25 protein-coding genes and 3 pseudogenes are annotated in these 24,813 nt (G+C 51.0%); 18 read left to right on the forward strand and 10 right to left on the reverse strand.

The genetic code is table 11. The features are described from left to right. Positions 1-7 precede the first annotated feature (7 nt). Positions 8-601 (reverse strand): TetR/AcrR family transcriptional regulator, encoded by a 594-nt coding sequence (locus JCM12308_RS12645; RefSeq protein WP_054783963.1) that lies wholly within the window; start codon positions 599-601, stop codon positions 8-10. 168 nt (positions 602-769) lie between these two features. On the opposite strand from JCM12308_RS12645, the gene JCM12308_RS12650 reads away from it, so the two are divergent. The 5 genes from JCM12308_RS12650 (at position 770) to JCM12308_RS12670 (ending at position 3,446) form a co-directional block, all read left to right on the forward strand. Then, positions 770-1,132, forward strand: coding sequence for a hypothetical protein (locus JCM12308_RS12650; RefSeq protein WP_054783964.1), 363 nt, complete (start codon positions 770-772; stop codon positions 1,130-1,132). Then, positions 1,129-2,034: a phytanoyl-CoA dioxygenase family protein gene (locus JCM12308_RS12655; RefSeq protein ID WP_054783965.1), complete on the forward strand. Its 906-nt coding sequence runs from the start codon at positions 1,129-1,131 to the stop codon at positions 2,032-2,034. The genes JCM12308_RS12650 and JCM12308_RS12655 overlap by 4 nt, the downstream gene beginning before the upstream one ends. Before the next feature lie 4 nt (positions 2,035-2,038). Continuing rightward, positions 2,039-2,371: an Mpo1-like protein gene (locus JCM12308_RS12660; RefSeq protein WP_008551142.1), complete on the forward strand. Its 333-nt coding sequence runs from the start codon at positions 2,039-2,041 to the stop codon at positions 2,369-2,371. A gap of 166 nt (positions 2,372-2,537) precedes the next feature. Further along, the gene (locus JCM12308_RS12665) at positions 2,538-2,912 is read left to right on the forward strand and encodes a hypothetical protein (protein ID WP_014290270.1); all 375 of its coding nucleotides are present in this window, start codon (positions 2,538-2,540) and stop codon (positions 2,910-2,912) included. A 30-nt stretch (positions 2,913-2,942) separates the two neighbouring features. Continuing rightward, positions 2,943-3,446 carry a GNAT family N-acetyltransferase gene (locus JCM12308_RS12670; RefSeq protein ID WP_054783966.1) on the forward strand — a complete coding sequence of 168 codons (504 nt, stop codon included), beginning with the start codon at positions 2,943-2,945 and terminating at the stop codon, positions 3,444-3,446. On the opposite strand, the gene JCM12308_RS12675 is transcribed toward JCM12308_RS12670, so the two are convergent. Beyond that, positions 3,447-4,214 (reverse strand): hypothetical protein, encoded by a 768-nt coding sequence (locus tag JCM12308_RS12675; RefSeq protein ID WP_083417234.1) that lies wholly within the window; start codon positions 4,212-4,214, stop codon positions 3,447-3,449. 97 nt (positions 4,215-4,311) lie between these two features. Here JCM12308_RS12675 and JCM12308_RS12680 point away from each other — a divergent pair, with 97 nt between their 5' ends. From JCM12308_RS12680 to JCM12308_RS12705, 6 genes are all read left to right on the forward strand, one after another. Continuing rightward, complete coding sequence (locus tag JCM12308_RS12680; RefSeq protein ID WP_208978525.1) at positions 4,312-5,103, forward strand: glycosyltransferase family 2 protein; 792 nt, start codon at positions 4,312-4,314, stop codon at positions 5,101-5,103. A gap of 35 nt (positions 5,104-5,138) precedes the next feature. Next, complete coding sequence (locus tag JCM12308_RS12685; protein WP_128647396.1) at positions 5,139-6,080, forward strand: glycosyltransferase family 2 protein; 942 nt, start codon at positions 5,139-5,141, stop codon at positions 6,078-6,080. A gap of 210 nt (positions 6,081-6,290) precedes the next feature. Then, positions 6,291-6,806 carry an RNA polymerase sigma factor gene (locus JCM12308_RS12690; RefSeq protein ID WP_054783969.1) on the forward strand — a complete coding sequence of 172 codons (516 nt, stop codon included), beginning with the start codon at positions 6,291-6,293 and terminating at the stop codon, positions 6,804-6,806. Between the two features lie 46 nt (positions 6,807-6,852). Beyond that, positions 6,853-7,854: a FecR family protein gene (locus JCM12308_RS12695; protein ID WP_054783970.1), complete on the forward strand. Its 1,002-nt coding sequence runs from the start codon at positions 6,853-6,855 to the stop codon at positions 7,852-7,854. A 52-nt stretch (positions 7,855-7,906) separates the two neighbouring features. After that, a complete protein-coding gene (locus JCM12308_RS12700) occupies positions 7,907-10,921 on the forward strand; it encodes a TonB-dependent receptor (protein ID WP_208609159.1) in 3,015 nt (1,004 codons plus the stop codon). A 56-nt stretch (positions 10,922-10,977) separates the two neighbouring features. Then, a complete protein-coding gene (locus tag JCM12308_RS12705; RefSeq protein WP_054783971.1) occupies positions 10,978-12,078 on the forward strand; it encodes a cytochrome-c peroxidase in 1,101 nt (366 codons plus the stop codon). Between the two features lie 48 nt (positions 12,079-12,126). Here the strand turns inward: JCM12308_RS12705 and JCM12308_RS12710 are convergent. Next, positions 12,127-13,636: pseudogene (locus JCM12308_RS12710) on the reverse strand (malonate--CoA ligase). Between the two features lie 167 nt (positions 13,637-13,803). Here JCM12308_RS12710 and JCM12308_RS31540 point away from each other — a divergent pair. After that, positions 13,804-14,091, forward strand: coding sequence for a class I SAM-dependent methyltransferase (locus JCM12308_RS31540; protein WP_244271891.1), 288 nt, complete (start codon positions 13,804-13,806; stop codon positions 14,089-14,091). Continuing rightward, complete coding sequence (locus JCM12308_RS12715; protein WP_244271892.1) at positions 14,085-14,579, forward strand: class I SAM-dependent methyltransferase; 495 nt, start codon at positions 14,085-14,087, stop codon at positions 14,577-14,579. The genes JCM12308_RS31540 and JCM12308_RS12715 overlap by 7 nt, the downstream gene beginning before the upstream one ends. Before the next feature lie 2 nt (positions 14,580-14,581). Here the strand turns inward: JCM12308_RS12715 and JCM12308_RS12720 are convergent, their stop codons facing one another. The 4 genes and pseudogenes from JCM12308_RS12720 to JCM12308_RS12735 all read right to left on the reverse strand — a co-directional run bounded on the left by JCM12308_RS12720 (position 14,582) and on the right by JCM12308_RS12735 (position 17,147). Further along, complete coding sequence (locus JCM12308_RS12720) at positions 14,582-15,196, reverse strand: LysE family translocator (protein ID WP_054783973.1); 615 nt, start codon at positions 15,194-15,196, stop codon at positions 14,582-14,584. Positions 15,197-15,280: 84 nt separating this feature from the next. Then, positions 15,281-16,153, reverse strand: a complete 873-nt coding sequence (sigJ, locus tag JCM12308_RS12725) for an RNA polymerase sigma factor SigJ (protein WP_054783974.1) — start codon at positions 16,151-16,153, stop codon at positions 15,281-15,283. Between the two features lie 2 nt (positions 16,154-16,155). Further along, positions 16,156-16,587 carry a carboxymuconolactone decarboxylase family protein gene (locus JCM12308_RS12730; RefSeq protein WP_041769213.1) on the reverse strand — a complete coding sequence of 144 codons (432 nt, stop codon included), beginning with the start codon at positions 16,585-16,587 and terminating at the stop codon, positions 16,156-16,158. A gap of 105 nt (positions 16,588-16,692) precedes the next feature. Beyond that, positions 16,693-17,147: pseudogene (locus JCM12308_RS12735) on the reverse strand (GNAT family N-acetyltransferase). A gap of 316 nt (positions 17,148-17,463) precedes the next feature. Between JCM12308_RS12735 and yghU the strand changes: the two are divergent. Then, entirely contained in the window at positions 17,464-18,330 is an 867-nt protein-coding gene (gene yghU, locus JCM12308_RS12740; RefSeq protein ID WP_054783975.1) for a glutathione-dependent disulfide-bond oxidoreductase, read from the forward strand. 70 nt (positions 18,331-18,400) lie between these two features. Here the strand turns inward: yghU and JCM12308_RS12745 are convergent, their stop codons facing one another. Next, on the reverse strand, positions 18,401-19,105 hold the full coding sequence (locus tag JCM12308_RS12745) for a hypothetical protein (RefSeq protein WP_208609158.1): 705 nt from the start codon (positions 19,103-19,105) through the stop codon (positions 18,401-18,403). A 126-nt stretch (positions 19,106-19,231) separates the two neighbouring features. Between JCM12308_RS12745 and JCM12308_RS12750 the strand changes: the two are divergent. After that, positions 19,232-20,766 (forward strand): annotated as a pseudogene (locus tag JCM12308_RS12750) (YjjI family glycine radical enzyme). After that, entirely contained in the window at positions 20,738-21,604 is an 867-nt protein-coding gene (locus JCM12308_RS12755) for a YjjW family glycine radical enzyme activase (protein ID WP_054783977.1), read from the forward strand. Before JCM12308_RS12750 ends, JCM12308_RS12755 begins: the two are co-directional and overlap by 29 nt. Positions 21,605-21,620: 16 nt before the next feature. On the opposite strand, the gene JCM12308_RS12760 is transcribed toward JCM12308_RS12755, so the two are convergent. Together JCM12308_RS12760 and JCM12308_RS12765 are read right to left on the reverse strand one after the other, a co-directional pair. Next, the gene (locus JCM12308_RS12760) at positions 21,621-22,268 is read right to left on the reverse strand and encodes a hypothetical protein (protein WP_054783978.1); all 648 of its coding nucleotides are present in this window, start codon (positions 22,266-22,268) and stop codon (positions 21,621-21,623) included. 63 nt (positions 22,269-22,331) lie between these two features. Continuing rightward, positions 22,332-23,240 (reverse strand): helix-turn-helix domain-containing protein, encoded by a 909-nt coding sequence (locus JCM12308_RS12765; RefSeq protein WP_208609157.1) that lies wholly within the window; start codon positions 23,238-23,240, stop codon positions 22,332-22,334. 62 nt (positions 23,241-23,302) lie between these two features. On the opposite strand from JCM12308_RS12765, the gene JCM12308_RS12770 reads away from it, so the two are divergent. Next, the gene (locus JCM12308_RS12770; protein ID WP_244271893.1) at positions 23,303-24,193 is read left to right on the forward strand and encodes a cysteine hydrolase family protein; all 891 of its coding nucleotides are present in this window, start codon (positions 23,303-23,305) and stop codon (positions 24,191-24,193) included. Between the two features lie 108 nt (positions 24,194-24,301). Further along, positions 24,302-24,781 carry a class I SAM-dependent methyltransferase gene (locus tag JCM12308_RS12775; RefSeq protein ID WP_054783979.1) on the forward strand — a complete coding sequence of 160 codons (480 nt, stop codon included), beginning with the start codon at positions 24,302-24,304 and terminating at the stop codon, positions 24,779-24,781. Positions 24,782-24,813 lie beyond the last annotated feature (32 nt).

Here is a 24,813-nt window from a genome sequence, read left to right on the forward strand (position 1 = left end):
TCTTCCCTTAAGGCTGTAGAAGTTTTTTGATGCTTTTTGCAAGGGCCTGCTTGGTTTCCTCACCGCTGACTTTATCGGTCATCAGCCAGCGGGTGAGCAGGCGGTGGGCCATGCCCATGATGGCCTGTCCCAGCAGCTCAGCGGATGTTTCATCCCATACGGTTCCCTCACTCTGGCCATCTGCGATGATGCGCGTGGTTTCATCATGCAAAGCAACGTGCGTGAACTGGGTTTGCCCCATCCAATAGGCCTGCGGAATGTTGAGGAACACAATGCGGGCGATGCTTGGGTTGGCGAAATAGAACTCGCACCAGATATCCAGAAAGGTAAGGCATTTATCGACCGTGCTCTCAGCCTCTCGGGCCGCTTGCATCGCTTCTGCATAAAGGTTTTCAAGATCCCCTTTGATGCAAGCGTAGAGCATCTCTTCCTTGTTGCCAAAGTACTTGTAAACCGTTTGTGGGCTCACACGCGCCTGCTGGCAGATCTGCCGGATTCCCACGTCCTGATACATTCCGGAGGAGAAGATCTCCAGAATGGTTTTACGAAGTGTTTCAAGCGCTTCCGGCTTTATTGTTCTACGGTCTACGTCCACGGTCATTCTTATTGGCTCCCCCCAACTTCTCCCATTGTATCCAGTTTTCATTTGTCTCCTAGCCGCCTTGTCCGAAGATGTACCGAAAAACACTCCGGAATTGATCGAGATCAATTAACTTGACACATCAACAAGACTCGGTAACGCTGTTTCCACAATTTGGGAGGGAGAACTTTGGAGGAGTTTCAAACTTATCTGCCAATTTACGCAATTGTTCTCGCAGCAATACTCTGCGTGGGCGAAACACTCATTTTGGTCAGAACCAACAAATATTGGCCGCTATCCATTGATGACTATTTGGCTTGCGGCGCGCTCATCATTTCTGCTTTGATTTTTGAAAGTGCAGCCGGCGTTGTTCTTATGCTTTGCGCATGGGCGTTCATGACCGGCAATCTTTACGCCATGCTGTTTACGCGGTTGGACCCGCACACCGGCACACGCGAACGCATACCGGCACTTTCAGTTCTTCTTGGCGCAGCCTCACTCGGTCTTGTTGCAACCTTCGCAACGCTTATTTCAAGGATGGTTCCAGCATGACATTGACAGACACCGCCAACACAATCGATACAGGCCAATACCAAAGCGAGGGATTTTTATTCCCAATCAAGGTTTTGGGATCAGACGACGCCATCCGCATGCGTGCAGAGCTGGAGGCCGTTGAGAAGCTTCAAGGCCATCCGCTCGACAAGGCCCAGTGTAACAAATCCTACCTGCTGTATGACTGGGCGGACGAGTTGGTGCACCATCCGGTTATTCTGGATGCAGTTGAACAGCTGATCGGCCCGGACATCCTGTGCCTGATGACCAACCTGTTCACCAAGGAAGCGGGCAGCAAATCCTATGTCTCCATGCATCAGGATGCTGCGTATTGGGGCGTAGATGCGGACGATGTGGTCACGGCTTGGGTTGCGCTCAGTCCTGCGACGGCTCAGTCTGGCGTGATGAAGGTGGAACCGGGCAGCCACAAATCCATCCGCACACAAATCAACACCTACGCCAAAGACAACCTGCTCACCCGCGGACAGGAAATTCCGGTTGAGGAGCTGGAGCCGGAACGTCAGATCTATATGGAGCTGAAGCCCGGAGAGATGTCTTTGCATCACTTCCAGCTGGTGCATGGCTCTGACGCCAACACCACGGACGATCGTCGCATCGGCTTTGCCATTCGCTATGTGGCAGCCAAAAGCAATGTGCGGGCCGACAACCAGTCCGCTTTGCTGGTGCGCGGTCAAAACCACACCAACATCACCATGGAACAGCGCGGCAAGGGCCAGAACCCGACACAGCGCTACCGCGAGCATGCCCGCGCCATGCGTAGATTGGTCAGGTCTATGCTTCTTCCGGAAAAAGAGGCAGGATTGGGAGAACGCGCGCGATTGTTCATCACGCGTCAGGCCGCAGTGCTGTTAACGTACTATCGGCAGATTAAGGGGGGATAATGCAATGAGTGAAGCCAACAACAGCCATAACCAGCAGTTTGGCAGTTTCAAAGAGTTCTATCCGTTTTATCTGGCAGAGCACCAGAACGTGGTCAGCCGCCGCCTGCATTTCACCGGGACGGCCCTTGTACTTGGTCTGGTCGCCTACATCATCACCTTCAGCCTCTGGACATGGCTGCTCGCCGTGCCTGTGGTTGGCTATGGCTTTGCATGGATTGGGCATTTCTTTTTTGAAAAGAACAAGCCAGCCACATTCAAGTTCCCGTTTTACAGCCTTCTCGGCGATTTCGTGATGTTCTTCGACATCCTGCGCGGCAAGGTTTCCATCCTCCGGTGAGGTTACGGCACCTTCTTTGGGACGGAGAGAAGGTGAATAAGGATAATGGCGGAAGTACGCGGAACATGGCGAAACCCTGAGGGTAAAGCCAGCAGATCTTGGTGATTGTGTTGGTCATGTCAGCAACTCAAAATGCTCGTGTGACCAATACAAACTTGAGTCTGCGATGAAAAACCTATGCCTTGCTGCTTCACTTCTGCTTGCCTCATCCAGCGTCGCAACTGCGGGAATGACCTCTGATCTCAACGCAGCAATCGCCAACATGTGCGAGAAGCTGAAGGCTTGCGCGTTTGAGCAGATGGGTATTGATGCATCCTCAAAGCAGCACCCCACGGCAACGGCCATCAACAACAGCGTCAATCAGGCGTGCGCGGTGATCAAAGCTGACTTTGCCAGTGAGGCCACGTCCAACGCGCAAAAAAGACAAGCGATTGCCTGCGTTTCATCCGTGACGAGGAAAACCTGCGGCGAACTCAGCCAACCCAACGCTAAAAGCCCCAAGGCCTGCAAAGGCTTCCAAAGCTTCAACCGTGCCAACTAGACAAGCACCAATAAACCTCTCCCGATTTCCATGGTTATCACGCGCGCCTCTTCAACCGCTCTGACCATCAGGCCAGCAACTGCTGAAGACGCAGAGCCTCTTGCTGCAATTGGGCTGACAGCCTGGCGCAACGGCATCAAACCGCTTGTGCCCGCTCACATCGCGAAGGAGTTTGAGGTCAGCAATCCCTTCCTGCCTTTCCTGAAAGCATGCCATGCGCACGTGCTGGTCGCCCAGATCGGCAATCAACTCGCAGGCTTCGGCGCAAGAGAACATGCCGACAACCGCATCACCGACCTCTGGATCGCTCCCGCCTTCGAAGGCCGGGGCCTCGGCACCGCCCTCCTCCAAGCCCTGAAAGCCCAAATCACCCACTCCCACGCACTCATCACCGTCACCGCCCAAAACACAAGAGCCCTCACCCTCTACCAACACCTCGGCTACCGCGAACTCCGCTATGACGCGACACTCAAGACGAGCTTCGAGAAGGTGGATATGAGGAAGGTGTTGAGAGGTGCAAGTGAACCAAGTTAATCAGACGTCATAGCCAAATTTGCGCAACAATCGAAACCAACGCTTACGTACAGAACGCCTTAAACGAGAAGCAATCGTGTTCGCTCGTTTCGGCTGATAAGGGTCATCAACATGCGCGTCACCTCCTATATGATGACACGCACCAGGATCCAGAAAGGCAACCATCCAGCCGTCTTTTTTCATAACCATAGAGATCCGCTCTTCAGTGCCGTATTGCTCATATGGCCCATAGCGGTCCCAAAGGCTTTTTCGAACAAGCCCAGGATTAAATGAGAAACTGAGCCATTCCGGATGAATATCGACTGGCATAAGAGCGTAACTCACACCATCGACTTCTTTACGGATACAATTTTCCTGAAAACGTTGCTGTAAATCCGAGAGTTTGCGAACGCAAACAACACTCACTTTGGACTCCGCTGACAAAACTTTCTTACAGGCCTCAATTGTATCACCAGCCTGAAACAACCAGTCGTCTTCGCCATGAAAAATATATGGCGTAGTCACATGCGCATACATTTTATCGATGGATTTCATCTGCCCAAGCTGAGGCTGATTCAGCAACACTTCCGTCTCAGGATAGTTCTTCTCTACCCAATTACGGATTTCTTTTGTGTTGGCGTCATCAACAATTAAGGACTTCGCAAAATTCCTTTGATGGTCCGGCATAAAGCTGTCCAGCGTCCTTGAGAGTAAATCAAGGCGACCACAACTGGTGATGCACGATGTGACGTCCTTGTCTGCTTCATGCGCTTTATTTGCCTGTTTCAAGTCCCGTTTCCTTTTTTTGCCGCACTCATATCATATGCATCAGGCTTGATTAAATCCACGTGAACCCTTAATTACAGCTAAGAAGCAACTAGTAAATATGGCCCCGCAAATGTCACAGGAATTGCCACCGATTTCTATTCTAATCCGAAGCTTCAATGAAGCTGATCGTATTGGAAGAACACTGGAAAGCGTAAAAGAGCTTGGCCAGGAAATCATTGTGATCGATTCCGGATCGACAGATGACACAGTGGCGATTGCAGAATCTCACGGTGCAAAAGTCGTCTATAATCCTTGGCATGGTTTTGGGCCACAACGTAGCTTCGGCGAGACCCAATGCAACTTCGATTGGGTATTTTACATTGATGCAGACGAAGTTGTTACTCCTGAGTTAAAACAGGAACTAACCGAGATGTTTGCCAAGGACGAGCCAGAATTTGCGTGTTATCTCGTACGTAACACCATGGTACTTCCAGGAGACAAAAAGCCACGTCTTTTTGCTGATTTCCGTAAGGTTCCTCGACTTTACAATCTCAAACATGCCCGTATTAAGCTTGATCCGTCCTATGACCGGATGCAGCTTGATGAGGGATACAAAATGGGTACTTTGCGAAATCGGCAATACCACTATTCCTTCCGGACCTGGGCTCACGCGCTAAACAAGTTAAATTACACGTCCGAACTTGCTGCTGAAACACAAAAGAAAAAGCCAGTATGGTTGTTACGTCTGCGGTTGGTAACTGAACTGCCTGTAGAGATGCTCAAGTATCTATTTGTGCGTCGATTTATTTTTGCTGGTTGGAAGGGCTTTGCTTTTGCGGCAACTCAGTCTTTCTCGCGGTTTTCACGAATTTTAAAAATGCTTGAAAAACAGCAAAACGTTCAGCATTAGGTTATCAAACTTCTTAATTGTATCGGATTTGCTTTGTGTCTAGTTCTCAAAGATTAATTATTGCTGTCTGCACCAGAGCGCGTAAAAACATGCTGCTCGCGTGCATAAACTCGATAAGTCAGCTGATTCCACACCATGACTTCGAGATTACGCTAATTATCTGTGACAATAACAGCGAACCGATGACTTCCGAAGATCAGGAAGGAATCAGAGCCGCAGCAAATGTACCCTTAAGCTATGTTCACGAAATTCAAGCCGGTATTCCATTCGCTCGGAACACCGCTTTAAATACAGCACGCTCCCTTAATCCCAACTGGATTGCATTTATCGATGATGATGAGATCCTAGACCCTCAATGGCTGATCGAAATGTCAAAGGCCATGGATAAGTGGCCTGCTGACATCTACCATGGCTGGACACAATCAACACCAGAAGATCTTAACGCACCTTGGTCCTTTCACCGACCACGGAATAAAAGACAACCTGGTGCAATTATGGAAACCGCTGGCACAGACAATGTGTTGTTCTCTGTTGAAGCTGTTGCAGGCTTGAACTTTGATGAAACCATGCGGTTTAGTGGTGGAAGTGATATCGATTTCTTCTATCGAGCAACTGATAGTGGCGCGAAGATTGTATGGGTTCCTGATGCAATTACGCGTGAAATCACACCAGCATCTCGCCTCACATTTGGTTATCAAGTCCGCCGATCTTACTCAGTAGCAAGCGCACAAGCATATATTTCACGGAAACGGTTTGGTCTTCAAAAAGCGTCAAAGAAAGCTATCCCTAAAGCAATCGGCCGTTTCTTCGGTGGCATCGCTGGTGGTGTTGGATCTGGCTTCCTTTTCCTGATTAACCATAGGAAAGGACGGAAGCTGTTGCTTTCTTCGGCAAAGAAAATTGCATCTGCGATTGGACTTGTGCGCGGCACGAATATGAATCTGGGGCAGATTTATCAGAAGATCGATGGTTCTTAGAGTACTCACTGCAAGCATATCAAAGCGTGAGCTAAGTCCTCTTAGAGATTGTTTCGCACATGCAAAAAATTTCACCCACCAAATATTGAGGGAATTTCTGCAGTCCATTTGCTGTAGGGGACTTCCCTAAGGTTGGTGTTGTGTTATACAGCGCTCAATCCTTTAGCCGACGCCCGAGGAGTAAACTTAGTTTTCTTCGGGTAGTTAAAGATGTCGCCGACCTTAGCTTCGATCTTTATGAACGAGCGTCGCTCGTTGATTGGCAGTATTTTGCGGATAGTGAAGGATCCCGGCATTGCTGAGGATCTTTCTCAGGAAGCCTATCTCCGCGCACAAAGAACTTCAGAATCACAGCAGATCAGCCATGTTGAAGGCTTTTTGCATCAGACTGCCCGAAATCTTGCATTAGACCATCTGCGCCGAAGCAAAACGCGCCAAACCTACGAGATGGATAGCGGTGCACCAGAAGCTTTGGACGGCATGCCTGCAGACGTCTACTCCCTGGAAAATGCTCTGATAGAACGCGAGCGGTTTCGGGAGTTCCGTAGCGCGCTTTCCTGTCTTCCTGCACGGGCGCAAACGGTCATCGTTTTAAGCCGTATCGAAGAGTGGCCAAATCACAGAATTGCCAAGCATCTGGATGTATCTGAACGAACCGTGTTCAACGACCTGAAGTTGGCCATGGCCCATTGCCGGGATGCACTCCATCGGCTCGAGCAAAAATAAAATTCTTTTCTGAACCTAAAACAATAATCATTTCAAGCTGTTTCTTATGAGCTCATTCCAAGACAACAACACTAAAGACGACCGGGAGGCCAGTGTTTTCAGGCACCCTGACCCCATTGCTGATGAAGCACTGAACTGGTTTCTAAAGCTGCAAGAAGACGCCTCTGAAAGTCAAAGGAAACAGTTCTCAGCTTGGTTCAACACTAGTGAGCGACATCGCCAGGAGTTCGCCAGACTGGAAGAGATTTGGGGAGCAACGGCCTTTAAGAAGGCGGTGGGGGAGTTGAAAACTGATTCAGTTCATCCACCAGCGACTAAAACCCATCTGCGGAAAATTTTTCGAAAGCTGACTGGAGTAGCTGCTGCTTTCGCTTTGATGGTTGGAGCGACACAATTTTCTGATTGGTGGATCTATTTGCAGGCTGATTACAGGACACAATCTGCACAGATGCGGCAGATTTCTCTGCCGGATGGCTCTTCTATGCTCATGAACAGTGAAACAGCTGTTGCGCTCGATTTTGAAAGATCGCAGCGCCGCGTTCACGTTCTTCGCGGAGAAGCCTATTTTGATGTCTTGCATGATGCTCAAAGGCCATTTCAGGTCACCGGTGGTTTTGGAGAAGTGACCGTTCTCGGCACCGCCTTTTCGGTGCTGACAAGCAAGACTGAAGACCGAGTGGTGTTGGAGAGAGGTCGTGTAGAACTCACACGGGCAAATGATGCAGATACAGCCAGAGAGCTGAAGCCGGGGGAGTTGAGCCGCATCTCCTCAAAAGGAATTGGAGAGAGCACAGAGATTAATCCAGCTGAAGTTCTGGCTTGGCGAGAGGGCCGGCTGGTGCTTGAGGATATGCCCCTTTCAAAGGCAGTTGAAGAAATTGAACGTTACTACAACAGCTCCATTTTCATCACCTCGTCTGCTCTTCGCGACATACGGGTAAGTGGTTATTTTAAAACAGATAATCTAATTGAAGCTATTGAGACACTCGCCCTCGCGACAGGGGCTGATCTCTATCGGCTACCTACCGGAATTTATTTTATGAATTAAATACTCAACTTTTTTTGCCGGATTGGAATGTTTCAAACGTCGTTCTTTTTAGATGGCGATATTTGAAGCATCGCTGAGTGAACTGCACGGCAAAAGTTGGGACAATATGCACTTGCTCGCTGAAATTCTGGGAAAGAAAAATACCCAGCGATTAAACGGAAACTCTGTTTCACATCTTCTGGTTACAGCTCTTTTGGGTTGCTCTGCGCTGACGACTGGCTCAGTCGTTTTCAACCAACATGTTGCAGCAATTGCTCAAGAACAGTCTGTTTCATTTTCGATCAGCGCCCAGCCCCTCTCCTCAGCAATCAGAGAGTTCATCGCAACGACAGGCTGGCAGATCAGCTATTCCAGCGATGCAGTTGCTGGCAAACGTTCTTCTGGCGTCTCTGGCAACATGTCACCAGAAGCCGCATTAAAAAAGCTAATCAGCGGCACCGGCTTGCAGCTTCGCAAACGCTCCTCCACCTCCGTCGCACTGCTCCCTTTCGGAAGCAAAGTAGATGCCTCAGCCGACAGCGAGTTACTGGATGAGGTTGTCGTTTATGCCAACACCAATCCTTCCTATACAGAAAGCCTCTTCGGTGACGGAGATCCACGTGCCATCGGCAAAACAACGATCAGCCGCAGCCTTATTGAAACCGGAGGAGACGCAGGCGGCGATATCAACTCCCAGCTCAAAACTCTTCCGAATGTTCAGTGGCAAGATCATACAAGTTCAGAAGCTGGCGATAACACAGTTAGTGAACAGGACCTGCGGCCGGGCCAATATTCTATTTCGGGAGCAGAACGTGATTCAAACTTATTTATGCTAGACGGTGTTGGGATTAGTACCAGCGGCGCTGGATATTGGGATACGAAACACCTCAGCATACCAATAGATGAAAGAACGAGCCCAAATCCTCATGCAATCTATGGCTTACACCCGCAAACTTTGTATGTGCCTGATAGCATCATTAAGTCGTTGACTGTTCATGACAGCAATATTTCCGCTCGTTATGGAGGTTTTCAAGGTGGTGTCATTGAAGCAGAAACTATCGATACAACAAGTGACCGTTGGTCTGGCTGGTTAGACATTGAAGGCACTAGCAATGACCTGACAAAGTTCAATCTCATCACCAAGAGTGGTGAAAACCCTCTGGGCATAGAACCTTATAATTTTCTAAAACTCAACGGGTCAATCGGTGTTAGCGGCCCATTGGCAGAAGGTGTTTCGTTCCTTTCCAGCCTATCTAATCGGTATGCATCAACATCCCGAGCAAGAGATCCCAGGTTTGTCGAGAAAAAAAACATCGAGACATATACAAACTCAATCACTGCTCTGAATAAGTTAAAACTAGAGCGCGATTGGGGTGTTCTTGAACTTTCAAACACAACAACCTTTTATGACCAAATGTTTGAATCTCATTTGTATAAGATGGACGAACCGGGAGAAGTTACCGGAGATGCATCATCTACAAAGTTGGATTTCAACAGAGCTTTAGAAGATTGGGCTGGGTTTTCAAATATCAATTTAAAAACCGAAGCTTTCTTTAACACAAGTGAGCAAGGCAATGAACACAAGCAAAATGATACTTGGATAGTATTTGCAAAAAGGTCTGGTGGAGAATTCCTTGAAATACCTCAAACTAAAGATTGTCAGGATCTCCCCTCACTCAGGTTTTTCTTTTGCAACCAAGGCGGCCTTGGACAAGTAACTCAAAGTGAAAAGAAAATCGGTGCCAAGTTTCAATTAGATGCAGATTGGAAAAAACACACCATATCTTTGGGTGGCGGTTTCAATCGCATTTTTGCAACTCAAGAGCGAAAAGAAGATTACCACGCTTACAGTGCTACAAAAGGCGGCACTTTCGAGTGCGACGACCCTAACGATCTTCTCTGTGTAGACAATAAACTTTACCTTAACTCTCATTCAACTCAACCAGCTTACAAGACTAACGTTTCTCTGACTGAACTTAACCTCTGGGCAGAAACAGAACTCGACCTCGGTAAAGTTGATCTGATACCGGGTGTACGACTTGATTATGACAGCTATCTTGAAAACATAAACATTGCCCCAAGGCTTTCAGCATCTTGGGAGGTCCACGACCGTATTACTTTCACGGCTGGCTTTAGTCGCTACTACGACAACGCAATGCTTGGTTATGCTCTAACTGCGGGAAGGCCAGGTGCAATCAAACGCAACCGAGTGATCTCAGACGATGGTAAGATTTATAACGAAGTTCGTGATCCCGATGTAGATGGGTATTGGGAAGTCTCTTCCAATCCGAGCTCTGACTATGCAGCAGCAGGCTTGAAGACACCGTATAATGATGAATTTACAATTGGAACCATCGTCAACGACCCGATCATTGATGGAACACTACGCCTCAAATACGTTCACAGAGCCGGAAGGGACAAATTTACCAGAAGCAAAGACACAGCACGAGGTGATTACGAGCTATCTAACGATGGCGAAAGTAAATATGACGCCGTAACTGTTGAGTACGCTAAATCTTGGAATGATCTTACCTTCGGCCCTCTAAACAGTGTCGGATTTAAGGTGAACGCTACGTGGTCTGAAAGCCATAGAAACGATGCTCCGTTGCCTGACGAAAATGATGCAACTTACTTCGAGCAAGACTCAAGTAGCTATTTCTATTACAATGGAAGAGTTTACGCCAAAGACGATTTCAATGTGGTTACAGGTAACTCAGACATACCAATCACTGCTGGGGCACGTCTTCAAGCCGGTCTCTTTGAAGATAGATTGAACCTTTGGGCATCAGCCAGTTTCACCATGCCATACAAGGGTGTGATCAAGGACCCTGAAAAGTACTCAACCAAAAACCTGCCATATAAAGGCGACACTGTTACCGCCCGAAACTACGTTGATTACAAGTATGACTTTACCACTTACGTCAATGTTGGTGGCTCATATCAACTTGCGAAGTCAAAGTATGGCGAAACGGTTTTGACGGCCAAGGTGGACAACATCTTTAATGAAGTAGGTCACGCCACAGCAGAAGATGACAAACCCTTCAAAAAAGGTCGTCAGTTCTGGTTGGGGTTGAAGACGAGCTTCTAAAGTTTGGGCCGGGGAGCTGGCCCTTTTCTTTTTCATGACAATACAAGCAAAGTAACATGCTTAAGAAGATCACTGTTTCCAGGGTGGCTGTTGCGGTTTCTGCGGCGGTGCTCCTGTTGCCTACGGCTGGTGCTGTTTTCGCGCAAACTTCTGCAGGTGAGCCGCTTCGTGCCATCTATCAAAAGCCGGTGTCGGAATGGCCTGCACCAACTATCGATGAAGGTGTTGAGTGGAGCGAGATGGCTCCGCTTCAACTGCCTAAAAGGCCTGAAAAAGGCTCGAAGGAGCATCTGATTGCTGCTCTTGGCGCAAAGCTGTTTGATGATCCGATCCTTTCCAAGAGCGGGCAGATTTCCTGTCAGAGTTGTCACAACAGGGAACTTGGGTGGGCAGATGGCGTCAAAACCTCGTTCGGTCATGATCGCCAAAGGGGCAACCGAAACGCACCGGCGGTGATAACTGCCGTGCATCGCCCTTCCCTCTTTTGGGATGGCCGCGCTGCAACACTGGAGGAACAGGCACTCGGGCCAATCGAAAACCCGATTGAGATGGCAGCTGAGCTTGATAAAGTCCTTGAGCGTCTGAGCACCCATGATGTCTATCCCGAGATGTTCTTTGATGCTTTTGCAGCTAACCAAATCTCAGCGGATCTTCTGGCAGTCGCGCTTGCCTCTTTTGAACGCGGGCTGGAGCGGAAAACACGGCTGGATCTGTTTATGGAAGGTCGCCACAGCGTTTTGAGTGACAGCCAGATCCGCGGCCTACATCTGTTTCGTACCAAAGCCCGCTGTATGAACTGCCACAATGGTCCAGCTCTGACAGATGGCAAGTTCCACAATCTTGGCCTGACTTACTTCGGTAAGCCACTGGAGGATTTAGGGCGTTATCAAGTTACCAATGATCCGAAAGATGTTGGTGCCTTCGCAACACCTAGCCTGCGCCATATCCGTAACAGCGCACCTTACATGCACAATGGTGTCATATCTTCACTGCGCAAAGTCGTGTTGCTCTATAACTTCGGCGGCGGTCGCGAGCGGCCGCGCACCAAGAAAGAAGCAGCTGATCCGCTGTTTCCCACGCACTCCAATCTGTTGCAGCCATTGAAACTGAACAGGACCGAGATCGAAGATCTAGTGAGTTTCCTTGAGGCTCTTTGAACCGCAGTTGAACAGTGTTGAGCGGCGATAAAACACGCCGCTCTCCGACTACACTGGCTCGCTAAATCGCTCTCGCAGAACGTTTTTTTTGGACTTTGCCCATGGTGTTGCGAGGGAGTTCGTTTACCACTAGCAGCTTTTGGGGGTGTTTGAAGCGAGCGAGGCGGTCTTTGACGGTTGTCATGATCGCGTCCAGATCTGGTGTCTGGCCTTTTTCGGCGACGAGAATGCCCAATGGGGCTTCGCCGAAGTCTGCGTGGGGCACGCCGATCACGGCGCTTTCTAAAACACCGGGTTGCTCATCCAGCAGGAGTTCGATTTCTTTCGGGTAGATGTTGTAACCGCCTGAGATGATGAGGTCTTTGTTGCGGCCAACAATGTGGACGTAGCCATCCTCATCCACCTTGCCCATGTCACCGGTGATGAAGAAGCCATCCTCCCGCAGTTCTGCGGCGGTTTTCTCCGGCATCTGCCAGTAGCCTTTGAAGACGTTTCTTCCGCGCACTTCGATGACCCCGATAGCGCCTTGCTCCAGCTCAGTGCCGCTTTCGGGATCACTGATCTTCAACTCCACACCCGGCAGAGGAAACCCGACAGTGCCTGCCCGCCGTTCCCCATCATAGGGATTGGAGGTGCTCATGTTGGTTTCTGTCATACCGTAGCGTTCTAGAATGCCGTGATTGGTGCGGTCTTCAAACTGGCGATGGGTTTCCGCCAACAAAGGCGCACTACCGGAGGTGAACAGCCGCATGTGGCTTGTCAGGTCTTTGGTGAAGCGTTCATCTGCGAGCAATCGGGTATAGAACGTTGGCACACCCATCATGGAGGTCGCATCCGGCAGCTTTTCGATGATCTTATCCAGATTGAACTTGGGCAAGAAGATCATGGAACCGCCTACGGCCAAGATCACATTGGTCGCGACAAACAGGCCGTGTGTATGGAAGATCGGTAGCGCATGCAGCAGTACATCTTCCTCAGAAAAGCGCCAGTACTCAACAAGAGTATCTGCGTTGGAAAGCAAGTTATCTTGCGTCAGCATGGCCCCTTTGGAACGACCCGTGGTGCCTGAGGTGTAGAGGAAGGCGGCGAGGTCCTGAAGATCTCGGTCCACTGTTTCAAATATGGTCGGCTGGTTGTTGGCTTCATCCATCAACGTGCCGGTGCCATCTGCGTTGAGCGTACGCAGGACGACACCTAGCTCATCAGCAAGCACCTGTAGTTTCTCAGCTTTGGCCCCATCACAGACAACGACAGATGCACCGCTGTTATCGAGGAAGTAGGAAAGTTCTTCGACGGTGTAGGCAATGTTTAAGGGCAGGAAGATCAGCCCAGCCTGAACGCAAGCGGCATAAAGCGCCAGCGCTTGTGATGTCTTTTCCGTTTGCATGGCCACACGATCTCCCGGCTGCAACCCGTGCTTGACGAGCGCATGGGCAAGCTGCGCTGTCATTGCAAGGAACTGCGCGTAGGAGATGGTTTCTCCATCAGGCAAATACAGGAAAGGCTTGGTTTTGGATGCATGGATGCCGAACAAACGATCATAAAGCGGGTTCGCCATGTAAGTGCCTTTCTCTGCTATCGCGAGCCAAGCGGTGGGCCAAGGTCGCACGCTGGAACTGATTCATCCGAATAAGAGTAATGCGATCCTGCTGCCCTGAACAGTTGGCACTCCGTCGAGATAGGGTCTGCTCTACCCCCCATTTGTCTTGGTGCGGATCTGCGCCTATGCTGTTGGCATTCTCTGAGAAAGCTGTTTTAAGAATGAATACGCGCAACATCTTCACAGACCCTGCTGTCGCGCAGTTTTATGATCTGACACCCCGCGACCGACAGGACCATATGTTCTGTAAATCACTTGCTCGCAACGCCCAGTCAGTCCTTGATCTGGGCTGTGGCACTGGAGAGTTCACCGTTCAACTGATAAAGGAGCGCCGCGTTGTTGGGCTCGATCCAGCTGGAGCAATGCTGGATATCGCTCGCACCCGTCCCGGCGGAGAGCAGGTGACATGGTAGAAGGTGATGCCCGCTCGTTTGATCTCAGCGAGACCTTTGATCTCATTTGCCTGACGGGGCATTCCTTTCAGTTTTTGCTGACAGAAGAAGACCAGCGCGCAGCACTCTCGTGCATTGCAAAGCACTTGAACCCAACAGGTCAGTTTGTCTTTGACACCCGCAATCCGGACTTTCCGGGCAGGAAGACCCGTAGCAAAGAAGAAACCCTGTCTCAGTCCATGCATTCAAAACTTGGGCCTATCGAGAGCTGGAACATCTCGGAGTATGATGAGGCAGAACAGATCCTCAGCTTCATCAATGCTTACAAGTCACTAGAGACAGGAGAGATTTTCAGCGCGCCTTCCCAGCTCAAATACACCTCACAGAAAAAACTGGCGCAGTTGATGGCGGACGCGGGTTTGCAGGTCACAGACTGGCTGGGAGAATGGACTGGTGAGCCCTATCATCCGTTATCGCGCGAGATTATCCCCGTTGGCAGAAAGGCCTAGCCTCACCGCTCAATCCGTGCCAACGCGAGGCCGATGCCAGACCCGATGAAGAGCGTGCCGGTGAGCTTGTGGCGCAGGTGGCCTATGCTTTTGAAGAGCGGCGTTGCTGAGCGGGCGAGAGCGGCCCAACACAGGTCTCCGCCAAGGATAACAAGCAGATAGAGCAGTGCAGGCTGAGCCAAAGCGTAGGTTGCGCTCTGGTCGCTGACGAACTGGGGCAGGAAGGCTGCACTGAAGACAAGCGTCTTTGGGTTGATCATAGCAAGCAACATGCCCTGCCAGAAGAGACTGCGCAAAGGTGTTGCGCTGGCTTCCGCGTTCTCCAGCATATCTGCCCGTTCACGCCATGACTTGATGCCAAGATAGATCAGATAAGCCGCACCAGCCCATTTCACCCACAAGAAGGCGTCTGCCACGAACGTCAAAAGAGCTGTAAACCCAAGCACGACAATGCTGAGTTGGATGGCAACACCAAGGGTTGTTCCAAGAACAGTCACAGCGCCGAAGCGGAACCCATGGCTGATGGTATTGGCAGCAATGAGCGCAACATTAGGGCCCGGAATGGCCACCAGAGCAGCTGTTGCAATCACAAGCGCAAATATCATCTCAACTGACATGAGTTCCCCTCCCAAACATCAGCGGCCAGTTTGGAAGGTTCTCGCAATGAATGCAAGGCAGGCTTTGGGTGACCTGCCCTTGCCTCACTGAACCGCAGACAACTTATCCGGATTGCGCTGCGCGTAGATGGCGTTGACCTTCATCTCCTCATCATAGCCAAACGTGAAGGTTGTGACGATGCCGCCGCCATCGACTGTCACCAGAGACAAACAAGCATTGAGTTCTTCCACCCAGGCTCTTCCGCTGCTTGCCGCTGGCGAGATGGCCTTGTCGATAAAGCCAAGCACCTGCTCCAGCCCCACAAGTGGTTTTGGAATGGCATTGACCTTGCCACCACCATCAGACAGGAGAGCTACATCAGCAGCCAGCAATTGAGAAAGCTGAGAGGTCTCGCCTGTTTCCAGCGCGGATTGGAATGCATGAACCATCTCGCGCTGTTTTTCGGCAGGCGCAACAAACCGCCGGGATTTCTGCTGGATGTTCGCTTTGGCTCGCGAAACCAGCTTACGGCAACTGGATGGGGTCACTTCTAGGATCTCAGCAACTTCCTCATAGCTGGAGGAGAACACCTCATGCAGAAGAAAGGCAGCGCGCTCTTTCGGGGCGAGCCGTTCCATCACCAGCAGGAACGCCATGGTGAGGCTCTCTGAGAGTTCTACCCGATCCTCAGGGGTGTCCTGCGTAGTGGTGTGCAAAGGCTCCGGCAGCCACATACCAACGTAATTTTCGCGTTTTTTACGCGCTGTTTTGAGTTGATCTAGGGCCTTGCGCGTGCAAACGGTGGTGAGCCATGCCTCTGCGTTGGAGATGTCATCATGACTGGCGGACGACCAGCTGAGGTAGGTTTCCTGCACCACGTCTTCGGCTTCTGCCGTGGAGCCCAACAGGCGATAAGCCAGCCCCATCAGCATGGGTCTGGCCTTTTCAAATGCACAAAGTGATTTATCTGATGTCATGATCAATGGTTCGATATTGCAATCCGGTTCCAAAGGTTGATCATGCCAACCATGGCCGTCATCGTGGAAATTTCCTGATCACTGTAATGCTTTTTCAGCTCCTGGCGAAGACGTGGAAGCTGATCTTCTTTGTTAAGTTCTGTCAGAGCTTCGGTCCATTCAAACGCCAGCTTCTCTTTTTCAGAAAAATCATCACTATGACGCCAGATAATGAGATGATCCAGACGGTGATTGGTTTCGCCCGCCTTGCGCGCATCGCGAGTGTGCATCTTCACGCAGAACCCGCAGCCGTTAATCTGAGAGGCGCGCAGCAGAATGAGGTGATGCAGCTTTTCGTCAAAACCTGTTGCAGCAATAACCTCTTCCACGCCCTGAAGGGCTGCCATAATCTGCGCACCGCTCTCATAGTGATTGATGGTGGTGTGAACGTTCATCGTCATCTCCAGTGATTGTTTTGTTGCGTTCACTGGTTCGACGAGACAGCGCCTTCAGATGTGACGTGGTGCTCCAGAAAAAACGAAATCTCTTGTCTCAAAGCCCTACAAAGCAGGATGACGATAGACCAGATCGACAGGATCATGACGTTCTGCGTCTGGGTCAATAACAGCGCCCATACGTTCTGCCAATTTGCGCGAACGCTCGTTTTTTGGGTCGATGTAGCTGACCAGAGTTTTCAGGCCAAGCTCTTCAAAGGCCCATTTGCGCATCCGCTGAGCTGCTTCCAAGGCATAGCCGTGCCCTTCAAAGCCATCATAAAGGAACCAGCCAACTCATGTTCGGGAAATAACGGTCCATGATTGAGCCCGATCTGACCAACGGTTTTGCCTGTTGTCTTGTCATCCACCATCAAAGCACCGTGTCCAAACAAGACCCAATGCGCGATATCATGACTGAAGATGCCCCAGGTCACATGCCTTGGCGTTGGACCGCCCATAAATTGCGAACGGTCCGACTGCATCAGCTGCTCATACTGCGGCCAATCCTCAATCGTCATCGGACGAAGGCGCAATCTTTCGGTTTCGAGGGTCGGTATCACAGTCATTTGATCAATCCAGCAATGAAAAAAGGAATCTCTGAGCGTATTGTCAGCGGCGAACAATATTCCGGCAGCTGCTTTGAAAAAAGCAATTTTTAATCTGGCGTGTTGGGAACTTTCAAGATGGACTATGCAGCAAGGCGTGTCAGCCAAGACCTTGTTTTTGATGGCACACTTGATTTTGTTAAGGACTCACCCATCTGTTGAGATGAAAAAGACAGCCGCAAAGCTGTCCGTTCCCATTTGCTAATAATCAATACGGAGCCACAATTTCATGAGTGATAAGCAAGAGTATACCCCACCAAAGGTTTGGAAGTGGGAACAGAAAAACGGCGGCCAGTTCGCAAACATCAACCGCCCAATCGCTGGCCCAACCCATGACAAAGATCTGCAGGTTGGCAAGCATCCGCTACAGCTTTACTCGCTGGCAACGCCAAACGGCGTGAAAGTCACCATCATGCTGGAAGAGCTTCTGGCAGCTGGCTTTAGCGACGCAGAATACGATGCCTGGCTGATCAACATTGGCGAAGGCGATCAGTTCTCCAGCGGCTTTGTTGGCGCAAACCCGAACTCCAAAATCCCGGCACTGGTAGACCACAGCACCGAAACACCAACCCGAGTGTTCGAGTCCGGTTCCATCCTGTTGTATCTGGCAGAAAAGTTCGGCGCCTTCCTGCCAAAAGATCCGACAGCCCGCACAGAAGCCATGAACTGGCTGTTCTGGCAGATGGGCTCTGCCCCATATCTGGGCGGTGGTTTCGGCCACTTCTACGCTTACGCGCCAGAAAAGTTCGAGTACCCAATCAACCGCTTTGCTATGGAAGCCAAGCGTCAGCTGGACGTGTTGGACCGCAATCTGGCAGAACGCCGCTTCATGGCTGGCGACGAGTACTCCATCGCAGATATGGCGATCTTCCCGTGGTACGGCGCACTGGTGCTCGGCTCACTCTACAGCGCTGCTGAGTTCCTCTCCGTTGACGAGTACAAGAACGTAAAGCGTTGGGCAGAAGAAATCGCTGAGCGCCCTGCCGTTAAACGCGGCAAACGCGTCAACCGCACCTGGGGTGATGAGGATCAACAAGTCCCAGAACGCCACGATGCCAGCGACCTGGACCCAAAACCAGCCTCTGAAAAAGCGTAGATCGCGTAGTCAGAACGAAAAAACGCAAAACCCGGCTTCGATGAGGCCGGGTTTTCTCGTATTTAAGGCATTACCCACCAATCAACACAAGAGGCGGTGGAGTTATGCCCTGCTTGTGAGATTTCGTTCTAGAAGGAACTCCCGCTGATGGGCTTCGCCTCACAGGAGTGGGCGCATCTGCGATCTTGTCAAAGTATGAACTGTCATTGACCAGATAAACGTTCTTTTTGTAGGTGTAAGCCAATCGCTCGATCAGTCGGTTAAAGACCCACTCAGGTGAGTAGTACTTATTGAAGCCAATAGATAATGACTCCATCGTACCTTTGCCGGGGTCTCCTGAAACCTCAAACCGGTAAACAATACCCTGAGCTTTCTGGCCAAGGAATACATAGCCCTTTATTCGGCCCCTTGCTGATCCTTTAAAGCCGAATACTGTAGAGTATCTCACCTTCGTTAGAACTATGGTCATGTTTTGCGCCGGAGTTCCAGCAGGCACCCACTTTGCACTCTCACGAGCAACCTGATTAAACTTTCGCTTTAACTGCTTTGCCACCAAAGCGCTATGTTCTCCATTGGGAACAATAACTTTGACTTTATTGATGCGATAAGCTCCGCGTTCTTCCGGTGTTTTGGTTGTAACACAACCAGCAAGCAGCAGAAATGAAGCTAAAATAATCAGAAACCGAGCCATATTATGAATACCTGCAATTATATCTATGCAATTTACAGTTGTGAAAGTTAAACAGCGTTTAATTTCGAGCAATTGCAGGTTCACTCTCTGATGCCTACCAACCCACCCTGTGCACCATCATTCTTTTCCAATCGGAAATTGCGGTAGTTCAATTCCTCGCCTGTCACACGGGTTTAAGATTTGTTCCAAAGAGCAAAAAGGAACGAACCCATGTCGGAGCTTCTCAAACGGTTTAAGGGTATTACGGAAAACCCAGGCCTCTCCTTTACGCAAAAGGCGCGTTATCTCTCGCTGGAGGCAGAAAACTCTCTGCCTTATCCTGAGCTTGATGAGGAAACCGCCAAGGCATTGGAAGAGCGCGTTATCTGCGACATGTACGAGGGGCATGCGCCTTTCAAACCGCGCTATGTGATGCCCGACTATTCCGTTGTTCTTGAAAAAGGCAGCACCTTCCTGGAGCTGGAACCAGCCACCACGCTGGATGAGGCCATCAACTCCCTCATGATCGCCTATCATCACGTGCCATCCGTCACCAACATGCCGGTGTTTATTGGCCGCCTCGACAATCTGCTGCTGCCATATTGTGATGATGTCAGTGATGAAGACCTTTATAAGAAGCTGAAGCTGTTCTGGCGCTATCTGGACCGTGTCCTGCCGGACGCTTTCATGCATGCCAATGTAGGGCCAACGGATAACCGCGTTGCCCGCACCATCATGCGCATTGATGCCGAGCTGAAGCAGATCGCTCCGAACCTGACCTTCATCTGGGATCCGGACGTCAGCTCTGACGAAATCTTCTCTCAGGCTTGCAAAAGCATTATTGAATGCTCCAAACCGCACATCGCCAATAACCCGCTGCATCAACCGCTGTTTGACGAATACGGCTACGGTGTTGCCAGCTGCTACAACGTGTTGCCACTGTGCGGTGGTGCGTCCACACTCACCCGTATCAATCTTCGAGAAGTGGCGCGTCGCTCCAAAGACACGGCAGACTTCTTCGAAAATGTTCTGCCGAAATATATTGACCTCAACTTCCGCCTGACAGAAGCGCGGATTGATCACCTCTTCAACAAATCTGGTTTCTTTGAAAGCTTCCTCGTGAAGGAAGGCTGGATCCGTAAAGACCGCTTCACCGCCATGTACGGCATCTTTGCATGGCACAGTGCGTGGAGGAGCTGCAGGCCAAGGAAGGCCGTTCCGGCAAATACGGTCACGATGAGACAGCCAACCAGCTTGGACACCGCATCTCCAAAGTGCTTTTCGAAGCTGTTGAAGCACGCCCAATGGAAAATTGTTGGCAAGGCAAGGCTATGCTGCATTCGCAAGCAGGCCTCAGCGATGATGACGGCTGTACACCGGGTGTTCGTATTCCTTATGGCAGCGAGCCAGATCCAGTCTCCCACGTGCAGGCACTGGCAGAACACCATGCATTCTATCCATCCGGTGTCTCAGAAATCCTGACACTGGACGAGACCATCGAGAACAATCCAGCAGCGTTGGAGCAGCTGGTCAAAGGTGCATTCCAACTGGGCTTCCGTGAGTTTTCTGCCAACGTCTCCAACAATGATCTGGTGCGTATCACCGGTTACATGGTGCGCTTGTCAGACATCGCAAAGTTCAAAGAATGTGGCGAGTCACGCATCAACACAACCGTGCTGGGCGCAGAAGCAGCTGATAAGGGTAAAATACTGGAGCGCGCACCGCGGGTGATGAGCCATGAACTTGCCCCTCGCTACAGTCAGTAAGGTACTAAAGTTCTCTTGCGTGGATGGGCCGGGCAACCGGCTTGTCCTGTTTCTGCAAGGCTGCAACTTCGCCTGCCCAACTTGCCACAACCCGCACACCATGAAGCTGTGCAACGACTGCGGTGACTGCGTACCAGAATGCCCAACCGGCGCTCTGACCATCGTGCAAGGCAAGGTGGTGCACGACCCAAGCATCTGCGACCAGTGCGATAGGTGTCTAGACATCTGCCCCATCAACGCCAACCCTAAGGTGACCCAGTACAGCGTTGATGATGTTCTGGCACTGCTTTACCAGAACAAACCGTTCCTGAATGGCATCACCATTTCCGGCGGTGAGGCCACCACGCAGCTGAAGTTCATCATCGCTCTGTTCACGGCTATCAAGTCCGATGAGAAGCTAAAGGATCTCACCTGCTTCATCGACAGCAACGGCTATCTGCCTGAAGCTGCATGGAAGACAGTTCTGCCTGTTACTGATGGCGTAATGCTGGACATCAAAGCCTTCAATAACACCCTGCACAGCCTGCTCACCACGCGCCAAAACGAACGCGTGCTGGCCTCAGCCAAGCTACTCTTTGAGGCCGGTAAGCTGCATGAACTGCGCTATCTGCTTATTCCAGATCGCACGGATAGCCCTGAAGAGATAAAAGAACTCAGCAGTTTCGTCGAAACCCTGAGCACCGACCTGCCTTTGCGCCTCAACGCCTACCAACACCACGGCGTCAAAGGCGAAGCCCTCACCTGGCCCACTATGAAAGAGCCAGATGTAGAACGCATCGCAGCAGAACTGCAGTCAGCGGGGCTGACGAACGTGGTAACGCCAACGGTTTATATTTGAATGCTGTTTAGCGTGGTCAAGTCAACACCATCATCGCACTAGTGTAGAAATTTCTGACTTCCATCACCCATGGTACCATTGCGAACAGAAAGACTGGCACACGCAAAAATGACTTGTTCCATCGCTCCGTAATCAAACCAACAATCGCCGGTATCAGTAGATAAGCCGCAAGCATCATAACGGTTAGTGACGAAAAAGCCGTCCAATATGTAACCTGCGTCTTGTAATAATCTGCGGCACCTAAATTTGACCAAACCCACACCCAGTAAAAAGGGCTGCAGCCTGCAAACATCAAAGCAAAAGCAGCAACTGCGCTTCGGACTTCGAAATTCTTTGCCAGTGTAGAAATCGAAGGCTTGAGCAGGCAAACAAGAGCTAAACATACCAATGTAAACGGCAATCCTAATTGTAGAAATTTCCCTGCCTGTACCCATGGAGCATCAAGACTCGAAATTGCCTCAACTTCATTCAAAGAGCCTTGTACAACAACAATACCCAGTATCTGCACTACACTGACAGCGAGAAATTCTTTTGGCTTAAGCAAGCGCAACGCAATAAGCATGGTTGGAAACGTAAAAATAATAAGGTCACGTGCACCAAGCTCTGAAAAACGAGCCAACGCTTCCCACGCGGTAAAACTCGCGACACTCACAATTTCCAACATCTTCAATCACCAAACAAACAAATAAACTTCCGGCGATGATAGGCCTTTAAGCATCTGCTGCAATTAGTTTTTCCGTTGCATCCGGAACTTCTGCGGTGAGATACCGATGGCGGCTTCGAAGGCACGGGAGAAAGCGCTTCGGCTGCGAAAACCGATGAGGTGGGAGACGCGCTCGATAGGGTGATCTGTCTCTAGCAGCATGGTGGCTGCACGGCGCATGCGGACATCTCGCAGCAGCTCCATGGGGCCACTGCCATAAGCTTCCTGAAAGCGTTTGGCAAAGCCGCTGCGGCTCATGCCTGCAAGGGACGCGAGGCTTTCCACGGAGTGGGGCTCACCCGGCGTGTCAAGGATATGGCGAAGCACCGGCCACATACGTGGATCACGCAGCGCGGCCATCCATTCCAGCCCACCGTGCTGATCATTGAAACGGCGGCGCATCAATTCGATCATGCATTGCATCAGGAGTGCGCGTACCATGGCAAGGCTACCCGGCGCCGGGTTGGCAAGTTCCAGAAGCAGTCGGCGGATCGGGGCTTCACAGGCATCTTCGCCGGCCTGATACTCAACAATCGGCTCTTGGACCAGATCAATCAGGTTTTCCATTTGCCGCAGACTGAGCGAAATGCGGGAGCAGATAGCGATGAGCTGGCCTTTGTCCTGGCTCTCACTATTATGGATCAGGTGCGCCATTTTCAGCTTGTCAGGATTGCAGCTGGGGATCGGATCCTGAACCCGACCAAAACTGCGCAGCACATGCTTTTTGAGCGCAGGCACAAGGATCAACGAGCCTTTGCGCACGGGGATCGCGGGGCGTCCCGGAAGCACCAGCTCCCCTTCCCCGGCCAGCACATAATGCAGGGTCGCCAACGGGTCTTTGTCCAGATCGAGGTCACAGGCACCGTTCAGCTCGCATAAGGCAAACGGGTGGGCCTGTATCTCCATTTCATCGAGAATAAAATGCATATCCATGCAGTCATCTATAACCGCCCAAGCGATGGAATGATACATATCAGGACGAAAAGGTACCAATTTTGGACCATAAGGCACATGGCATCACCCATCTTCTCATCATCAAACATGAGAAGGAACAGACGATGTGTAACGACCATGATCACAAGAAAACACTCAGCCGCCGTGATGCTCTGCGCGGTGGCCTGACCGCCGCTGCAGCTGTTGGTGGTGCAGCAGTTGCAGGTGTCGCGCACGCCAAAGCACAGGACAAGGTGAAAGACCCATACGCACCACCAGCAAAGTCTGTTCTGCCTCCAAGCGACATGAAGCTGGACCTGAGCCGCGCTGCACTTGTGGTGACTGACCCACAGAACGACTTCCTTTCCCCTGATGGCGTGACCTGGGGCGTTGTGGGCGAGAGCGTGACCCGCAACAACACCGTAAACAACATCGAGCGTCTGTTCAAAGCTGCAAAGGCAGCGGACATCACCGTGGCTGTTTCTCCTCACTACTACTACCCAACTGATCACGGCTGGAAGTTTGAAGGCGCACTGGAAAAGCTGATGCACAACATCGGTATGTTCGATCGTAAAGGCGCACTCAACGTGGATGGCTTTGAAGGTTCCGGCGCAGACTGGCTGGACGTGTACAAGCCTTACATCAACGACGGCAAAACCATCGTTACCTCCCCGCACAAGGTTTACGGCAACGATACCAACGACCTTTCCCTTCAGTTGCGCAAGCAGGGCGTGGATCAGGTGATCCTGGCGGGCATGTCCGCAAACCTTTGCACCGAGAGCCACATGCGTGAACTGATCGAGCAAGGCTTTGAGGTTGCTGTGGTGAGTGATGGCACAGCAGCGGCAGTTATTCCGGATGGTGATGGCTATCTGGCCGCTCTGACTAACTTCCGCTTCATCGCAAACGCCGTCTGGACAACGGACGAAGCTGTTAAGCTGCTTCAGGCTTAACCAGCAAGCGCACCGCCTACCTCCTCAGGGCGGTGCGTTTTCGTTATTCCTGATACGAACACCCGGATTTGAACTGCACACCCGGATGGTTTCAGGTAGATAAGAGCCATGGCTCAAAAGACAAAAATTGGCCGCCGGGTTGGTGGCTGGCTCTACCTGCATCGCTCCGGCGTCAATCTGCTCGCTTCAGAAGACGCTGACCGACTTGCTCAGGTTACTGCAAAACATCCGAATACACCGTGGAACCTTTGCAAGATTGCGAAGGACAAGGTCTCCTTGCTGCACTACGAAGATTTTGAGCGCTCCGGCTTCCCAGCCCTGCTGCATTCAATCACCTTCGATCTTGCCACCCAAACCAGCAAGGCCATCGACTATTCCCAGCGCGATAATCCTCCCATCCTGCATCGTAAAGAACTGCTGCTGCCGGAGAGCGACCCCAACATCCCGATGTACGCCGCTCTAACGAAGGCTGCTGAAGAGGCTGGCCTGTTTGAAAAGCCTGCTGGCATTGGCACCCGCAAAGCATGGGAGAAGCGTATCGCGGAAGCAGGGCTTCAACTTCGGGGACACCAGCTCCTGAAAAAGTAAGGGGAGGCAATGCCTCCCCTATTAATGGTCTC

It is taken from the genome of Pseudovibrio denitrificans JCM 12308 (assembly GCF_001310815.1).
GTDB lineage: Bacteria > Pseudomonadota > Alphaproteobacteria > Rhizobiales > Stappiaceae > Pseudovibrio > Pseudovibrio denitrificans.

Excerpts from the sequence above, each read along its gene's own strand:
- JCM12308_RS12645 (WP_054783963.1), bottom strand. The coding sequence starts at position 601 with ATGACCGTGGACGTAGACCGTAGAACAATAAAGCCGGAAGCGCTTGAA.
- JCM12308_RS12655 (WP_054783965.1), top strand. The coding sequence starts at position 1,129 with ATGACATTGACAGACACCGCCAACACAATCGATACAGGCCAATACCAA.
- JCM12308_RS12660 (WP_008551142.1), top strand. The coding sequence starts at position 2,039 with ATGAGTGAAGCCAACAACAGCCATAACCAGCAGTTTGGCAGTTTCAAA.
- JCM12308_RS12665 (WP_014290270.1), top strand. The coding sequence starts at position 2,538 with ATGAAAAACCTATGCCTTGCTGCTTCACTTCTGCTTGCCTCATCCAGC.
- JCM12308_RS12670 (WP_054783966.1), top strand. The coding sequence starts at position 2,943 with ATGGTTATCACGCGCGCCTCTTCAACCGCTCTGACCATCAGGCCAGCA.
- JCM12308_RS12680 (WP_208978525.1), top strand. The coding sequence starts at position 4,312 with ATGGCCCCGCAAATGTCACAGGAATTGCCACCGATTTCTATTCTAATC.
- JCM12308_RS12690 (WP_054783969.1), top strand. The coding sequence starts at position 6,291 with ATGTCGCCGACCTTAGCTTCGATCTTTATGAACGAGCGTCGCTCGTTG.
- JCM12308_RS12695 (WP_054783970.1), top strand. The coding sequence starts at position 6,853 with ATGAGCTCATTCCAAGACAACAACACTAAAGACGACCGGGAGGCCAGT.
- JCM12308_RS12700 (WP_208609159.1), top strand. The coding sequence starts at position 7,907 with ATGGCGATATTTGAAGCATCGCTGAGTGAACTGCACGGCAAAAGTTGG.
- JCM12308_RS12705 (WP_054783971.1), top strand. The coding sequence starts at position 10,978 with ATGCTTAAGAAGATCACTGTTTCCAGGGTGGCTGTTGCGGTTTCTGCG.
- JCM12308_RS31540 (WP_244271891.1), top strand. The coding sequence starts at position 13,804 with ATGCTGTTGGCATTCTCTGAGAAAGCTGTTTTAAGAATGAATACGCGC.
- JCM12308_RS12715 (WP_244271892.1), top strand. The coding sequence starts at position 14,085 with ATGGTAGAAGGTGATGCCCGCTCGTTTGATCTCAGCGAGACCTTTGAT.
- JCM12308_RS12720 (WP_054783973.1), bottom strand. The coding sequence starts at position 15,196 with ATGTCAGTTGAGATGATATTTGCGCTTGTGATTGCAACAGCTGCTCTG.
- sigJ (WP_054783974.1), bottom strand. The coding sequence starts at position 16,153 with ATGACATCAGATAAATCACTTTGTGCATTTGAAAAGGCCAGACCCATG.
- JCM12308_RS12730 (WP_041769213.1), bottom strand. The coding sequence starts at position 16,587 with ATGAACGTTCACACCACCATCAATCACTATGAGAGCGGTGCGCAGATT.
- yghU (WP_054783975.1), top strand. The coding sequence starts at position 17,464 with ATGAGTGATAAGCAAGAGTATACCCCACCAAAGGTTTGGAAGTGGGAA.
- JCM12308_RS12755 (WP_054783977.1), top strand. The coding sequence starts at position 20,738 with ATGAACTTGCCCCTCGCTACAGTCAGTAAGGTACTAAAGTTCTCTTGC.
- JCM12308_RS12760 (WP_054783978.1), bottom strand. The coding sequence starts at position 22,268 with ATGTTGGAAATTGTGAGTGTCGCGAGTTTTACCGCGTGGGAAGCGTTG.
- JCM12308_RS12765 (WP_208609157.1), bottom strand. The coding sequence starts at position 23,240 with ATGGATATGCATTTTATTCTCGATGAAATGGAGATACAGGCCCACCCG.
- JCM12308_RS12775 (WP_054783979.1), top strand. The coding sequence starts at position 24,302 with ATGGCTCAAAAGACAAAAATTGGCCGCCGGGTTGGTGGCTGGCTCTAC.